The following is a 14,585-nucleotide window of genomic DNA, read 5'->3' on the forward strand; positions in this document are numbered from 1 at the left end:
CTCAGAGCCGTCGGGCATCCGCCTCGCCGCCCCGCCCCCCTCCCCCCCCCCCCCCCACCCCACCCCCCCCCCCCCCCCCCCCTCCCCCCCCCCCCCCCCCCCCCCCCCCCCGAGCCCCTTTTCGATTCGCTGATGGCTCCCCGATGCCCAGCCAGATGAGCTTCAGGACGGCTTCAGGCGCCGCCGCGCGGGATGCGGGATCAGTCGCGAGTTGTGCCGGGGGAGGGGGTGGCGGTGACGTCGCCGTCGTAGACCAGGGCGGTGCGGTGGTTGTACTGGATGGTGAACATGGACTTGCCGCCGATGACGACGGTGCCGCTGGACTTGAAGTAGTCGTCGGTGGGAGCGGCAGGCGCGGTGGCGACGTAGGCCTGGCCGGACGGGATGGTGTACATGCTCAACGGGGCCTGCGTGGAGGGTGACAGCCCCGCCGGGTACTCGGCGGCGTCGGGGTAGCTGGAGCCGTAGACCTTGACGGGCGGGTCGGCGGGGGCCTGACCGCTCCTGACGACGGTCACGTCGGCGGCGGGAACGGTGTTGACGCCGCACGGGTTGTGGAACCAGACCTTGCTGCCGCTGTACCAGATCGCCGTCCAGTCGCCGCTCCTGTCAGCGACGACGAACTGCTGTCCGGCCTGGGCGGTGCTGCCCCAGTCGTTGATCCGGTCGGTGCCGGCGGCGCCCGGGTGGATCGCCTGGTCGCCGAACAGCGGTGCGTCATCGCTCGGAGCGGTGCGCAGATAGACGAAGTTGGACGGCTGCTGCACCTGCGTGCACGTGGTGGTGGCGCCGGTCGGATCGTCGGCGGGGCAGATCTGGACGCTCTGCTGGTTAGTCGCGAAGCCGGGGGCGATGGTCACCACCGAGCCCAGGGCGCCGACTCCGTGCCTGCCGGTGATCGGGGCGCCGAGCAGGGCCATGAAGTGCTCCCAGTCCCAGGACGGGCCCGGATCCCAGTGCATGCCGGACACGGTTTTCGAGGTGGGGCCGACAACATTGTCGTGGCCGATGACGTGCTGCCGGTCAAGCGGGATGCCGAACCGCTCCGAGAGGTACTTCACCAGGTCGGCGGTCGCCTCGTACTGCGCCTCGGTGTACCAGGTCGCGCCGTGCGTGGCGTATCCCTCGTGCTCGATGCCCACGGAGTGCATGTTCGTGGAGTAGTTGCCCGCGTGGAAGGCGAGGTCCTTTGTGGGCACCATCTGCGTCACCGCGCCGTCCGAGGACCGCATCACGTAGTGCGCGGCACTCCCGCCGGGGTTCTGGAAGGTGGCGATGGCCGACGCGTAGGAGGACTCGGTGTCGTGGATGACGATCGAGTCGATCCTGATCCCGTTGGCCGGCCGGTTGGAGACCTGGCCGTTGGACGCTGCGGCGGGCACGAAGGTGCAGTCCACCGTCGCGGGGCACTCGGTGTTCGCCGTCGCCGCCGCGTTCAGGTGCAGCCGGGCCAGCTGCTTGGTGGCCGGGCTGACCTGGGGGTCGGCCGTCAGTGCGACGCGGTGCCCGTCCGTCGTGGTGCGCCCGGCGCCCTTCTTCATGGTGGCGAAGACGCGGTCGGCGAACGCCTGCGCGCCCCGCAGTTGGGTCGACTGGCTGTAACGGGCCACGGCCGCGTACCAATGCCCCGGATCGGCGGAGGTCTTGCCGCCGCCGGTCTTCTGGTACGACGCCAGCAGTGCCGCTCCGCCGCGGATGTTCGCTGCCGCGTCGGTCCGCAACCGCTGTTGCGGAAGCCCGGTCAGCCGTGCCGCCGCCTGCAGGGTGTGAAACGCCGGATCCGCGGCCATCTTCGCCAGGTCAGCCCGGCCCGCCGCACCAGCGTCCCCGCCGGCCAGCATGGTTGCCGTCACGTCGGTCAGATGCATCGGACCGTAGCCGCCACCAGCACTGTGTTCACCGGCGTGCGCGTCCCACGCCGACTCCTGATAGGCCACTGCCAGCAAAACCCGTTCCGGCACGTCGAATTCCGCCGCCGCAGCCGCGAAATCCCCCTGCCGCACCACTCCGTCCGGGGCGTTCTCCCCCCTGGCCTGTGCTGTCACCGGGAGGGCGATGGTCCCGGCCACCGCGAGTACCGCCGCCGCCAGAACCAGCGGCCGGCGCCGAGAGCCGTCCCGTCCGCGTGTTCCTGTCGCTGTCGTCATCAAAGGTCCCCGAATCCCAACTGGAGGTGCACGATAGCCCTCCAACAGTGCCGACTGAGACGGCAGAAGCCGTTCCTGAGGCGTGCGGAGCCATCACGCACGATGCCCTTGCCGCCTGTCGGCGCCCAAGTGCGGCCGACGTCCGCCCGTACTCGGCCCAGGGCCGAGTTCTTCGCGAATCTAGCAGACAGCGTTGTTCGTGATCACCGGCGAGCCTTCTTCAACCTGACTGCCTGCACGATGAGTTGGAACGAAAGTTGCGTGGGCGGAGATATCGCCGACAGCCCGGCGGCCCCGCAGGAACTCGCCGTAGGGGAAAGCCCCGGCAATGGGTGCGCCGCCCGACGCGGACCTGACCGTACGAGTCCGAACACCGGCTTTCCGGAGCGTGAACGTGTGGCCGCGCGAACCGCACCCGACCGCATCATGGGAGGTGGGGCGTAGGTAGGCGCCACGCCGAGGTAGCGATCGACAGAGGTGCTGTCCTGCGAGCAGCCTCCGGATCGGGGTGCTCACCGACTCGGGCCGGCTCCGTCCAGCACCGCCGCGATGCCCTCGGCCACCTTCTGGCCTGCACGCTGCTTGATCAGACCCTCTTTCGCGACGGCCCGCACATGCAGGGTGGTGGTCCGCTCACCGCTGCGAGTCGCATCGACGGTGACCACCACCGGGTTCATGCCGAGCGCCCCGCCACCGGTCATCACGCGGAGCGTCACTCGGTCGGGTCCCGCTTCCAGCACCTCGGGGTCCGCGTCACCGGAGAGCTGAGCGACCAGGGTGTGGACATGCTCAAGGGCAAGATCGAAACCCAGAGGCAGCTCGCGGTCGAACTCGCCGACGTCATTCCTGAGGAACCGGGCGGCGAACTTCCCGCCCGGGTTGATGCGACCAAGGGCTTCCGCCAGGAGCCTGTCCTCTGGCTGCTGCATCCGGCGCCCCTTCTTTCCCGCACGGTCGAAACGGCTCCGCCAAGGCTGCGATACCGCACGGGAGTTTACCTGTCCGATCCGGCGACAACGATCCTGGTCGGCATGCGGATCGACGACACCCGCATCTCGGTGCGATTCCCGAGGTGTCCCGCGGACAAGGCCGGAATGGTCGAGGTCCACGACAGCGACTCCGAGAAGTTGCTCTGGCGTGCGAGCGGCCCCAAGACACGCGCGGTAGAGCACGGCGCGGCCACCGCTCTGGAAGTCGGACGACCAACTCTCATGTCGTCACGGCAAGTGACCGAGTCCCGAAGGGGCCCTGGAACAAGCCGGCAGGCGGGAGGTGGTCTCCCGACGCTCGGAGCGTATGGGTGCTACTCCCTGGCGGCTGGTCATACGGCCGCCGTTGTGCTGCGAGGATGCACATCGGGTGACTTCGGTGTCGGACAGGCCGCAGGGTGGACCTGGGCCGCTTTGATGGTGGGAGACGCGCGTGAGCGAGCAGCGGAACGGCATGAACCGGCACCATCCAGCGGTGGTCGCGCATCGCAAGCGCCGTGCGGAGGACGCGCAGCTGCGCGCTGCCGACGCCATCACTCGCTTCGCCGGTTCGATGCCCTTCGTCTACCTGCACGCGGTCATCTTTGCGCTGTGGATGCTGTTCCTCGAGTCGAGCCCCTGGCCCACGTTGACGCTGGTGGTGTCGCTGGAAGCGATCTTCCTTTCCACGTTCGTCATGATCGGCCAGAATCGGCAGGCAGCCTTCCAGCAGATGAAGGCCGATCACGACTTCATCGAGCAGGAACTGGAGCTCAAGACCAACACCGAGCTGACACGCGCTATCCACGCCATGACGAAGGAGCTCCACAGCCGTCTGATCGAAGACGGCACTGAGTCGTGAGGGCCGGGGCCCAGACGGCCCTGAGCCGTGGGGGCCGGGCCCCAGACGGCACTGAGCCGTGGCCTGGCCCGAGGGTTCGTCCGGCAGCCTGGCCAGGCAGCGAGCGAGGCATACCGGCGCGGCGCGCGGGTGGACTTCGACAACTGGTGACATCAGGAAGGGTGTTGGTGTCCTCGGCTGTGAACGAGCCGTCCTACCTGCACGCCACCCGGGTGGCCTATGACACTGTTGCCGTCGCCTACGCCGAGCTCGTGCCCCCCATGTTCGAGGACGACGTGTACGGCCGCGGGATGATCAGCACGTTCGCCGAACTCACGCGCGCTCTCGACGCCGGGCCGGTCGCTGACCTCGGCTGCGGGCCCGGTCACGTGACGGCACATCTTCAGTCCCTCGGCGTCACCGCGTTCGGCGTCGACCTGTCTCCGGAGACGGTCTCGGTTGCCCGTCGAAGGCATCCGAACCTGCGTTTCGACGAAGGGTCGATGACGGACCTGGACCTGGCGGACGGCTGTCTCGGCGGCATCGTCGCCTGGTACTCGATCGTCCACACCCCTCCGGAGTCGCTGCCGGTCGTGTTCGCAGAGTTCCACCGCGTGCTGGCTCCGGGCGGCCATCTGCTCCTGGCCTTCAAGGCCGGTGACAGACTGCGGCACCTGGAGAACGCATACGGGCACGAACTCTCCCTCGACGTCTACTGGGTGTCTCCCGACCGCATCGCCGAGCTGCTGAACGAGACCGGGCTGATGGTGGATGCCCGGCTGATCCGTGAGCCGAACGAGCAGGAGAAGCCCCGGCAAGGTCAGCAGGCGTACCTCCTGGCCCGGAAGCCGGCGAAGCCGGAAGCAGGGACAGCCGACGGCATCGCGTGATACGGCCGGTTCGTGCGCTGGGGACAAGGGCGGCGGGGCGTGCGCCGCACGGGCAGGGCACGATTCGGGCACCGCCGAGGACCCCCGCGCCTGCCCGTCGGTGACTGCAGCCGCCCGGCTGGGGCCCGTGGAGTCGGAAGAACTCGGCGACGCAACCGGCAGCCGCGGGGTGCGGGGAGGGCAAGGCCGCGCGCACTGGGCGGTCAGCTGAACGCCGCGCCGGTCGGAGAACCGATTCCCGTTCGGTGAGGTCGCCCGCGGATGCCTCTGCAGGCGGACGCATAGGATCGCCGGCATGGCACTGCGACCTGTTCACGTGATCATCAAGGCACTTGACGCCTCCGCGGTCGGCCGGTTCTGGGCGGAAGCGCTCGGTTGGACCGCGTACAGCCCGGGCGTGACCACCTACGTCGGACCCGCCGGTGGCCTCGTGTGGCCGGACCCGGTCGCCGTCGGCATCGACGTGGTTCCGGTGACGGAGCCCAAGACGACGACGAAGAACCGTGTGCACCTCGATCTCGCCACCACCTCCGCGGCCCACCAGGCGGAGCTGATCGACCGGCTCCGGGCTCTCGGTGCCACGCCCGTCCACGTGGGCCAGGGACAGGTGCCGTGGACGGTCCTCGCAGACCCCGAGGGCAACGAGTTCTGCGTGCTGGAGCCTCGGGAGATCTACCGGGACACCGGACCGATCGCCGCGGTGGTGGTCGACTGCGCGGATCCGCGGGCCATGGCCCGCTTCTGGGGTGAGGCGACGGACTGGACCCTGCATGCGGTGACGGACGACCATGCGGAGTTGCGCTCCGCCAAGGATGTCGGCCCGTACCTTGAGTTTCTCCGCACGCCCGGCGCGAAGACCGTGCCGGACCGCGTCCATCTTGACCTGCTGCCGTACCCCGGTGACGACAAGGCGGCGGAGGTGGCCCGGCTGCGGGCTCTCGGCGCCACCGACCTCGATGTCGGCCAGGGCGACGTCCCGTGGACGTGCCTGGTCGACCCGGAGGGCCACGAGTTCTGCGTCCTCGCCCCGTCCTGACGTGGAGCGTGCCACTGAGGTGCGTATCCGGGTATCCGGGACAGCTTCGGGGCCGTCCCGGATGTTCACCAGCTGATGCGGGCCGCCACCGGCAGGTGGTCGCTGCCGGTGGCCGGCAGCAGCCACGAGCTCTCCGGTTTCACGCCGCGGACCAGGATCTGGTCGATCCGTACCACCGGGAACTCGGCCGGCCAGCTGAAGCCGAAGCCGTCTCCGGCCGAGTCCTGGGCCGAGCGCATCTGCGAGGTGAGGTCGCCGAACGCGCGGTCGTCCATGGTGCCGTTCAGGTCGCCGAGCAGCACCACCCGCCCATTTCGCTCGGCGGCGACCGCCTTGCCGAGCGCCCGGGCGTTCCTGTCCCGTGAGTCGGTCCAGAAGCCCGCCCTGGGATTAACCCGTACGGATCCGAGGTGTGCCACATAGACCGCCAGCGGACCCTGTTCCGTGGCCACCGTCGCGCGCAGTGCCCGCGCGTCGGCCATCCTGATCTCGACCGGCTTGGTGTCCGCCAGCGGCCCGTAGTCCGTCTCGATGTCGACCGGCCGGGCGTCCGACAGCGGCAGTTTGCTCCACAGTCCGACCGTGCCCCGCACCGTGTGGTGCGGGTAGGCCCTCGCCAGCTCCTTCTCGTACAGCGTCTTCGCCTGCGGGGTGATCTCCTCCAGGGCCACAACGTCGGCGCCGGAGGCGGCCAGGTCGCGGGCGGTGCCGGCCGGGTCGGGGTTGTCGGCGCTGACGTTGTGGCTGACCACGGTGAGGTCGCCGCCCGGGTGGGACTTGTCGCTGAGCGGCCCGCCGAAGAGGTTCAGCCACACCATGACCGGCAACAACAGCGCGGCCACCGCGGAGGCGGAGCGGCGCCACAGCGCACCGGCCAGCAGCACCGGGATGAACAGGCCGAACCACGGGAGGACGCTCTCCACCAGGCTGCCCAGGTTCCCGATCCGGTTCGGGATCTTCGCGTGCAGCAGCATGAGCAGGCCGAGCAGCAGTGCCAGCGTCGCGAGCACCGGGCCGCGCCTCCAGGGTTCCGGCCGGGAGCCGGCCCGGATGAGGCGGTGGATGCGGTGGATGCCTGCGCGCCGGGTACTTGAGCCGGTTTCTGGGCGGCCGGTGCCGCCCTGCCCGGCCTCTGCCGTGGTCACGTGCGTCGTCGTGTGTCCTCGCTCGATGCCGGTCACTGCTGCGTCCTCCGGTCCTGGGCGGGTCTGGCACCCGTACGCGGGCAACGGCGAGTGGTCGCGCCGGTGCGCGGATCGTGGTGCGGGGGTTCGTGCGCACAGAGCTGGCGCTGTCCGTACGCGACGGCACCCGGTGTGGTCAGCCGTGCCGTCGCGTCGGAGTGCCCGATGTCGACCGCGTCCCCTGACCCCCGGGGAACGGTCGCGGCGGTGGCCACCCATCGGGCGGCCGCGTTGTCGAAGGCGTACGTGCGGGCCGCTGCGCGCGGCAGCTGCTTCTGGTGTTCCGGTGCACACCGGCCGCCCTCACCGCGAGGCGCCGTCGACGGTGGTGCGGCCGAGGAGAACGCGGGTGATGCCGCCGTGGAGAACCTCACCAGCGGTGCGGACGCGGAGGACGAGGACCTTGGCGTCCGGTAGCCGGGGACGGCGTTGATCGCTGCTGGGGCGATGACCAGGCCGACGCCGGTGAGCCGGCGAATCCGGCGACTCCTTGTTCGTGCTGACGGTGGGACGTGGCTCATTCCGCCAGTCAAGGCGACGTGGTGTTGCCGGCACGTATGCGATTTTGGATACGCCGACGATATGCGCCGACTCGTACGATCGGAGCATGCGTGTGCTGATCGTAGAGGACGAGCCCTATATGGCAGAGGCCATCCGCGACGGCCTACGTCTGGAGGCGATCGCGGCCGACATCGCGGGTGACGGCGACACCGCTCTGGAACTGCTGAGGACCAACGCCTACGACATCGCCGTCCTCGACCGTGACATTCCCGGGCCCACCGGTGACGACATCGCCACGAGCATCGTCGACTCCGGCAGCGGCATGCCGATCCTCATGGTCACCGCAGCCGACCGTCTCGACGACAAAGCCACTGGGTTCGAACTCGGCGCCGACGACTACCTCACGAAGCCGTTCGAACTCCAGGAACTCGTACTCAGGCTCAGGGCACTCGACCGCAGACGTGGCCACAACCGGCCTCCCGTGCGGGAGATGGCAGGTCTGCGGCTGGATCCGTTCCGCAGAGAGGTCTACCGGGACGGGCGGTACGTCGCGCTGACCAGGAAACAGTTCGCGGTGCTCGAAGTCCTGGTCGCCGCCGAAGGCGGTGTGGTCAGCGCCGAGGAACTCCTGGAGCGCGCGTGGGACGAGAACGCCGACCCCTTCACCAACGCCGTACGCATCACGGTCTCGGCACTGCGCAAGCGGCTCGGCGAACCCGGGATCATCGCCACGGTGCCGGGCGTCGGCTACCGCGTCGACCCGCGACCTGGGACCGGTCACCAGGGAGACGAGCGTGGATAGGGCACCCGGGCTGAGCGTCCGCGTCAGACTCACCCTCAGCTACGCCGCGTTCCTCATGCTCGCCGGCGTCCTGCTGCTCGCCGCCGTGTGGTGGTTCCTCCTGCGTTACGTGCCCGACCGCGCGATGCTCATCAACCCCGATGACAGGCCCACGCACGGTGTCTTCCCCATCCGGTCCGCCCTCCTGGACGTCTTCGCTCCGCGGGCGGCCGCGGTACTGGTGTTCCTGCTGGCCTTCGGTCTCCTGGGAGGGTGGATCCTGGCCGGCCGCATGCTCGCCCCGCTGACCCGCATCACCCACGCCACACGCATGGCCACGAACGGATCACTCTCCCACCGGATCCGGCTGCCGGGCCGCGAGGACGAGTTCCGCGAACTCGCCGACGCCTTCGACACGATGCTCGCCGGGCTTGAGGCACACGTCGCCGAACAGCGGAGGTTCGCGGCCAACGCCTCGCACGAGTTGCGCACCCCACTGGCGATCTCGAAGGCGCTTCTCGACGTGGCCCGCGCCGATCCGGACCACGACGCACGCGAGGTCCTCGACCGCCTCCACGCCGTCAACGCTCGGGCGATCGACCTCACGGAGGCTTTGCTCCTGGTCAGTCGCGCCGAGCGGAAGTCCTTCACCCGAGAACGCGTCGACCTGTCCCTCATGGCGGAAGAAGCCACCGAAACACTCCTGCCTCTCGCGGAAAAGCACGGTGTCACCATCGAGACCCGCGGCGACATCGCACCCACGCTCGGCTCGCAGGCGCTCCTGCTGCAGCTGACCACGAACCTCGTGCACAACGCCATCGTCCACAACCTGCCCGAAGAGGGCACCGTGTGGGTCCATACCGGCGTCCGCCCCACGTCCGTGGTGCTCACCGTGGACAACACCGGCGAGAAGCTCACCCCACAGCTGGCCGCGACACTCACCGAACCCTTCCGGCGCGGCACCGAGCGCACACACACCGACCACGCAGGCGTCGGCCTCGGTTTGGCGATCGTCAAAACCATCACCGACGCACACGACGGAGTACTCACCCTCACGCCGCGCTCCGTCGGCGGGATCCGTATCACTGTGGAACTACCAGCGTTGTCCCAGCACTCCGACGACGAGTGACAAGATCAAAACTTGCCACGCCGCCACTTCCTCCCGACCTTTATGGCGTGGTCGGCCCGCTGGGCGTGTCGCCGATCCGGGCGATGAGGAAAGCGAGCCGCTCCTCCTGGCCGGCCGGGGGGATGCGGCCGCCGGCCGACAGGACAGCCAGGCCGTGCAACGCGCTCCAGATGACTTCGGCGAACAGGTCGCGTCGGTCGTTGTCCGGGCGGAAGCAGCTGACGAACTCGTCGAAGGCGGCCCTGAGCGGGGGCGGCGTCTCGGTGCTCGCGAACTTCAAGTCGGTGGGCAGGACGAACATGGCCTCATACAGGGCGGGTCGCTCCGTCGCGAAGCGAAGGTAGGCGCGAGAGACCGCGTGCAAGGTCTGTCCCGGTTCGGGGGCGGCCTCCCGGGCGCGGCGCAGGTGAGCGGCGAGTTCGCTGAAGCCGTCGATGGCGACGGCGCTCACGATGGCGTTCTTCCCGTCGAAGTGGCTGTACAGCACCGGCTGGCTGTACTCGACCCGTTCAGCCAGCCGCCGCGTGGTCACCGCCTCCCAGCCCTCGGCCTCCGCGAGTTCGCGCGCGGCTGTGATGATCAGTTGATGACGCTGGGCGCGTTCGCGTTCGCGGCGCTCGCTGATGGCGGACATGACGACATCCTAGCAATGCTAGGCATTCTGTCGAGGGCAGGGTTGCCGTCGCTGCAACCACCGGCGCCGCTGGGGAGGTTGCGGGCGCTGCCACCGCGTCCACTGACCGGGCGTGAGCCGTCCCGTCGCTACCGTCGACATGGCCGGCCGCGCGCCGCGGCCGTCACGGCGATGAGGGCGGCCCCGTAGAACCGCGGGAGCCGGCGCTCGGGGAGGCGACCACGGTGACGAGATACCGAAGAGCGAGGCCGGCACCGCGACGGCGCGCCACCGTTGTGTCCCAGCACCCCGCGCCGGGGTCCGGCCCCCGCAGCGGGTGCGTCCCAGCGACGAGGCCCGCAAGCTCTACCGCGAGCTGGCCCGTGGCGAACGTCCGGAGACGGCCCCGAAGACCTAGCGGCGTCACCGGGGGGTCGGAGCTGGCACCAGGTTCACCTCGTCCCGAGCCGGTCGGGGTTGTTCGGGGTGAGGCGTGTGGTGGGATCCAGGCACCAGTCCAGTACGGAAGGCCAGGGGCCGTAGCCGTCCGGGACGGCCACATGCCCGGCGCCCGCCAACAGGTCGACGTCGCAACCGAGTGGCTGACCATAGACGCCGGCGGCGCCTTCCGGGCAGTACGGGTCGTTGTCGGAGCACACCAACCGAGGCGTTGCCGCAGAGAGCTTCAGGCTGGTCAGATCGAGAGACGCCGGGGCGAACCCCGCGATCACGTCCCAGGAGAACGTCGCCGGACCCGGCGGACTCACCAGGAGCACGCGATCGGCGGCGGGTATGCCACGGCGGGCGGCCGCGAGGTGAAGCCAGGCCGCGCAGCCCAGGCTGTGGCAGACGACGACGCGCTCCCCGCGCATCATGCCCAGTTCGGCCTCGATCGCCTCGGTCCAGGCGGCGAGTACCGGCCGGTCGGGGTCGGGCAGTTGAGGGTAGAAGACCTGCTCCTGGCGTTCCCTGAGCCGCTGGGCGAGGTCGTGCTGCCAGTGCTCGGCCGGCCGGTGGTTCTCGACGCCGTGGAGGATGAGAAAGCTGCGGTTCCACATGGCCGCACTCTACTGACCGTGCCCACCGGCATCGGGCAGGCGTCAGCTGGTCAGTGGGGCGTGAGTGGGGTAGTCGGCCGCGCCGCCGCAGTAGAAGCCGCCGCCGTGGAAGCGGCGCCGTAGAAGGTGTCGGGTCAGGGGTGGTGGCTGTGTGGTCCGCCGGGCACTCGGTGTCTTCACCGGGCAAGCGGGTGCTCGCTGTTCCCTTCGGGCTGCGGGATGACCCCTCGCGGGCCCGATGCGGGGGCGGAGCAGGAGGTCGGGGGCGGGTTCTTCGGAAGACTGAGGTGTGCGCGGAGTTTTCAGTCCGTGTGCGCGTTCGGGAGACCGCGGATGCCCTGGCGTTCGTAGCGTGGCAGCCGCGGATGGCCGGTGGAATCAGGTCCGTAAGGCGGCCGACTGTTCGCTTTGGCAGATGGGGTCGCTGCGCCGGCCTCTCGCTTCCTGTCGTCTTGTCACGGTTGAGCCATTGTGGGGTGTTTCGATGACTGTCGTTCCTGAGGCGCCTGAGGCTCTTGAGGTGGCTGTGGACCCTGAGGTGGCTGAGGGGTATGGGACCGCTGCCGCTGCCGACCTTTCGGCTGTGTGGAGCGAGGTCGCTGGGGTGGTGGGCGCGGAGCGTGTCACGTACCCGAGGGTGGAGACGTCCGGGGCGCCGGTCTCCCCGCTCGGGCCGAATGTCGGTCTGTTTCGGTCGCGGGCCGTGCACGGAGTGGTGCGACCGCGGTCGGCGGAGGAGACCCGACGCGTCGTGGAACTCTTCGCCGGCGCCGACACTCCCGCGCGGTTGCACGCGTTCAGCACGGGGTGCAACTGGGGGCTGGGGTCGCGTGAACCCGCGCGGGACGGCGCGGTCGTGCTCGACCTGTCCGGCCTGAACCAGGTCCGCGCCATCGATGTCGCGCAGGGCTGGGCCGTCGTGGAAGCGGGGGTGACCCAGGCGAGCCTGGCCCGGCTTCTGGAGGGCAGCGAGCGGATGCTGAACGTGACCGCCTCCTCCGCGCACACCAGCGTCGTCGGCAATGCCCTGGATCGTGGCGTGGGTTTGCGTCATCAGCGGGTGGAGGATCTGACCGGCCTCGAAATCATCCTGCCCGACGGTGAGTTGATCCGGGTGGGCTGGTGGCCCGAGCCGGGTCGTCCGACGCCCGTCTACGCGCACGGGCTGGGTCCGTCGCTGGTGCAGTTGTTCGTCCAGTCGGATCTGGGTGTGGTCACGGCGGCCACGGTGCGCCTGTTGCCGAGGCCGGAGGCGCTGCGTGTGGTCCGGCTGAATTTCACCCCGGACAGGGTGGAGACGGCTACCGCCGCGATACGCCGCTGGGTGAGCCAGGGGCTGGCACGTGGCGTGGTGAAGATCTACAACGCGGCCGCGGCAAGGTCGTACGGCGGTGCGCCCGGGCAGTATCTCGTTCATGTGTGTGTCGACGGGACCCGGGAGGCCGTGGAGGCACTGACCGGCGTCATCGTCGACGAGGCCGTATCCTGCGGGCTGTTCAGCGCCGTGTCCGACAATGACGCCATCGACCCGGCCGCGGACAATCACGACGTCGCCGTCCGCGTGGAGCGCGCCTATGCCGGTGACCCCGATCCGGCGGATGTCCTGTTCGAGGCGAAGACGGGCCGGCCCGCGGGCCGCCTCGACACCGAGGGCGGGTTCCTGTTCTTCCTGCCGCTGGTGCCGTTCACCGGCGCGGCGCTGGGACGGGTGGACGAACTGATCGAGCAGGTGCGTGGGGAGAGCGGAATCCGCTGCGGGGTCACCCTCAACGCGTTGAGCGCGGATGTCGTCGACTGTGTGGTGACGATGAGGTTCGCCCGCGAGGGCGAGGAGGCGGCGCGCGCCCACCGGGTGCTGGACCGGCTCTACGAACTCTTCACGGCCGAGGGGTTCATCCCGTACCGCCTGGATGTCGAGCACACCGAGTGGGCCGGCCGGCCGGCCGCCCATACCGGGGCGAGGGCCTTCGCCCGGCGTCTGAAGGACGCCGTCGACCCCCACCATGTGATCGCCCCGGGCCGATACGCCTGAGCGATCACCCTGTGAACCAAACCGCACGTGACGCGTGCACCTGACGGACCGCACGCGTCGGACGCACCGGAAGTACTGAACCTTGGGGGAGTGCCGCATGAGTCTGATCGATGTCCTGGAGTCCGTTCCGGCTGTACGGGAGCCCTCCCTTTCCGCGGAGGAGATCCTTGCGCGGGCTCGCGCCGTCGCGCCTCGTCTGCGTGAGCGAGCCGAAGACATGGAGAACTGCCGCCAGTTGCCCGCCGACATCGTCGGACTGCTGCGCGGGACGGGTGTGTTCCGGATGGCGCGGCCCAGGGCGTGGGGCGGACCGGAGCTGGACGCGGTGCAGCAGACGGAGGTGATCGAGGCGCTGGCCATGGGGGATGCTTCCGCCGCGTGGTGCGCGATGATCGGGATGGACACGCCGATCTACGCCGGTTTCCTCGGCGAGGATGTCGCGCGCCGGCTGTTGGCCGATCCGGACGCGGTGACGGCCGGGGCGATCATGCCGATGGGGCGCGCCGAGCGGGTGCCCGGCGGATACCGGGTCAGCGGACAGTGGCATTTCGGCAGCGGCATCACCCACAGCGCCTGGGTCGTCGCCGGTGTTCTGGTCACACGCGGCGGTGAACTGGAACCCGGCCCGCCCGGAGCCCAAGGAAACTGGCGCATCGTGGTGGCGCCCGCCGGGGACTTCGAGGTTCAGGACACGTGGTACACCACAGGGCTGGCCGGCTCAGGCAGCCGGGACTACCGCGCGCAGAACCTGTACGTGCCGGAGGACCACACGTTCAGTTTCGCCGCCCCCCGGGTCACCGGTGCGAACGCCGCTCCTGACGCGGTGCTGCGGAACATGCCGGGTGTGCCGTTGGGTGTGGCACGTGCCGCGATCGACCATGTGCGCCGGCTGGCCGCCACCCGCATCGACCGTGCCACCGGGCAGCCGTGGGCGGAGAGTTACCGCGTTCAGACGGTCATCGCTCAGGCGGAGATGGACCTGTCGGCTGCCCGGTACGCCGTCTACGGCAGTCTTCGGGAGCAGTGGGAGATCCTCGAGGCCGGTGATGTGCCCACCCGTGACGAGCAGGTGGCGACCGTGCTGGCCCGCGTGGGTGCTTTCCGTACCGCCCGCTCGGTCGTCGCCGGGCTTTTCGACCTGGTGGCGACCGCCGCGATCTACCGGCCGTCCGTGCTCGACCGCTGGCTGCGGGACTGCAACACGATGTGCCAGCACGTCATCGCCCAGGACCAGGTCGTCCAGTCCGCGGGGGCCCATCTGCTGGGCGGTACCCCGCACAACCCCTACAGCGTGGGCGTCATCCGGTAGAGCGGGTGTCGAGGGCGCTGCTCACAGTGGTGGATGCGGCGGTCCGGCTGCGGCAGTCCGGCGCCGAGGTGCGGCACGATTGCACGCCACTGCCGA

13 protein-coding genes are annotated in these 14,585 nt (G+C 69.7%); 8 read left to right on the forward strand and 5 right to left on the reverse strand.

The annotated features are described in order from the left end of the window. Window positions 1–200: 200 nt before the first annotated feature. Window positions 201–2,147, reverse strand: a complete 1,947-nt coding sequence (locus tag AC07AZ_RS25175) for an N-acetylmuramoyl-L-alanine amidase (protein ID WP_478851431.1) — start codon at window positions 2,145–2,147, stop codon at window positions 201–203. A 512-nt stretch (window positions 2,148–2,659) separates the two neighbouring features. Further along, window positions 2,660–3,076 (reverse strand): hypothetical protein, encoded by a 417-nt coding sequence (locus AC07AZ_RS25180; RefSeq protein ID WP_478851433.1) that lies wholly within the window; start codon window positions 3,074–3,076, stop codon window positions 2,660–2,662. A 493-nt stretch (window positions 3,077–3,569) separates the two neighbouring features. On the opposite strand from AC07AZ_RS25180, the gene AC07AZ_RS25185 reads away from it, so the two are divergent. The 3 genes from AC07AZ_RS25185 to AC07AZ_RS25195 all read left to right on the forward strand — a co-directional run bounded on the left by AC07AZ_RS25185 (window position 3,570) and on the right by AC07AZ_RS25195 (window position 5,882). Next, on the forward strand, window positions 3,570–3,977 hold the full coding sequence (locus tag AC07AZ_RS25185) for a DUF1003 domain-containing protein (protein WP_478851435.1): 408 nt from the start codon (window positions 3,570–3,572) through the stop codon (window positions 3,975–3,977). Window positions 3,978–4,144: 167 nt separating this feature from the next. Next, on the forward strand, window positions 4,145–4,846 hold the full coding sequence (locus tag AC07AZ_RS25190) for a class I SAM-dependent methyltransferase (RefSeq protein ID WP_478851437.1): 702 nt from the start codon (window positions 4,145–4,147) through the stop codon (window positions 4,844–4,846). A gap of 295 nt (window positions 4,847–5,141) precedes the next feature. After that, the gene (locus tag AC07AZ_RS25195) at window positions 5,142–5,882 is read left to right on the forward strand and encodes a VOC family protein (protein WP_478851439.1); all 741 of its coding nucleotides are present in this window, start codon (window positions 5,142–5,144) and stop codon (window positions 5,880–5,882) included. A gap of 65 nt (window positions 5,883–5,947) precedes the next feature. On the opposite strand, the gene AC07AZ_RS25200 is transcribed toward AC07AZ_RS25195, so the two are convergent. After that, window positions 5,948–6,934, reverse strand: coding sequence for an endonuclease/exonuclease/phosphatase family protein (locus tag AC07AZ_RS25200; RefSeq protein ID WP_478851665.1), 987 nt, complete (start codon window positions 6,932–6,934; stop codon window positions 5,948–5,950). A gap of 339 nt (window positions 6,935–7,273) precedes the next feature. Here AC07AZ_RS25200 and AC07AZ_RS25205 point away from each other — a divergent pair, with 339 nt between their 5' ends. From AC07AZ_RS25205 to AC07AZ_RS25215, 3 genes are all read left to right on the forward strand, one after another. Then, window positions 7,274–7,483: a hypothetical protein gene (locus tag AC07AZ_RS25205; RefSeq protein WP_478851441.1), complete on the forward strand. Its 210-nt coding sequence runs from the start codon at window positions 7,274–7,276 to the stop codon at window positions 7,481–7,483. Window positions 7,484–7,673: 190 nt separating this feature from the next. Further along, entirely contained in the window at window positions 7,674–8,369 is a 696-nt protein-coding gene (locus AC07AZ_RS25210; protein ID WP_478851443.1) for a response regulator transcription factor, read from the forward strand. Continuing rightward, window positions 8,362–9,477: a sensor histidine kinase gene (locus AC07AZ_RS25215; RefSeq protein ID WP_478851445.1), complete on the forward strand. Its 1,116-nt coding sequence runs from the start codon at window positions 8,362–8,364 to the stop codon at window positions 9,475–9,477. The genes AC07AZ_RS25210 and AC07AZ_RS25215 overlap by 8 nt, the downstream gene beginning before the upstream one ends. A 40-nt stretch (window positions 9,478–9,517) precedes the next feature. Here AC07AZ_RS25215 and AC07AZ_RS25220 read toward each other — a convergent pair whose 3' ends face one another. Together AC07AZ_RS25220 and AC07AZ_RS25225 are read right to left on the reverse strand one after the other, a co-directional pair. Then, window positions 9,518–10,111: a TetR/AcrR family transcriptional regulator gene (locus AC07AZ_RS25220; protein WP_478851447.1), complete on the reverse strand. Its 594-nt coding sequence runs from the start codon at window positions 10,109–10,111 to the stop codon at window positions 9,518–9,520. Between the two features lie 431 nt (window positions 10,112–10,542). After that, window positions 10,543–11,148 carry an RBBP9/YdeN family alpha/beta hydrolase gene (locus tag AC07AZ_RS25225; RefSeq protein ID WP_478851449.1) on the reverse strand — a complete coding sequence of 202 codons (606 nt, stop codon included), beginning with the start codon at window positions 11,146–11,148 and terminating at the stop codon, window positions 10,543–10,545. Between the two features lie 484 nt (window positions 11,149–11,632). On the opposite strand from AC07AZ_RS25225, the gene AC07AZ_RS25230 reads away from it, so the two are divergent. Beyond that, window positions 11,633–13,180, forward strand: a complete 1,548-nt coding sequence (locus AC07AZ_RS25230; RefSeq protein WP_478851667.1) for an FAD-binding oxidoreductase — start codon at window positions 11,633–11,635, stop codon at window positions 13,178–13,180. Window positions 13,181–13,277: 97 nt separating this feature from the next. Continuing rightward, a complete protein-coding gene (locus AC07AZ_RS25235) occupies window positions 13,278–14,489 on the forward strand; it encodes an acyl-CoA dehydrogenase family protein (RefSeq protein ID WP_478851451.1) in 1,212 nt (403 codons plus the stop codon). Window positions 14,490–14,585 lie beyond the last annotated feature (96 nt).

Source organism: Streptomyces sp. NPDC043878, from assembly GCF_056435735.1.

What these genes read in the sequence shown, in the direction of transcription:
- AC07AZ_RS25230 (WP_478851667.1), top strand. Translation starts at nt 11,633, where the DNA reads ATGACTGTCGTTCCTGAGGCGCCTGAGGCTCTTGAGGTGGCTGTGGAC.
- AC07AZ_RS25175 (WP_478851431.1), bottom strand. Translation starts at nt 2,147, where the DNA reads ATGACGACAGCGACAGGAACACGCGGACGGGACGGCTCTCGGCGCCGG.
- AC07AZ_RS25220 (WP_478851447.1), bottom strand. Translation starts at nt 10,111, where the DNA reads ATGTCCGCCATCAGCGAGCGCCGCGAACGCGAACGCGCCCAGCGTCAT.
- AC07AZ_RS25210 (WP_478851443.1), top strand. Translation starts at nt 7,674, where the DNA reads ATGCGTGTGCTGATCGTAGAGGACGAGCCCTATATGGCAGAGGCCATC.
- AC07AZ_RS25180 (WP_478851433.1), bottom strand. Translation starts at nt 3,076, where the DNA reads ATGCAGCAGCCAGAGGACAGGCTCCTGGCGGAAGCCCTTGGTCGCATC.
- AC07AZ_RS25195 (WP_478851439.1), top strand. Translation starts at nt 5,142, where the DNA reads ATGGCACTGCGACCTGTTCACGTGATCATCAAGGCACTTGACGCCTCC.
- AC07AZ_RS25235 (WP_478851451.1), top strand. Translation starts at nt 13,278, where the DNA reads ATGAGTCTGATCGATGTCCTGGAGTCCGTTCCGGCTGTACGGGAGCCC.
- AC07AZ_RS25225 (WP_478851449.1), bottom strand. Translation starts at nt 11,148, where the DNA reads ATGTGGAACCGCAGCTTTCTCATCCTCCACGGCGTCGAGAACCACCGG.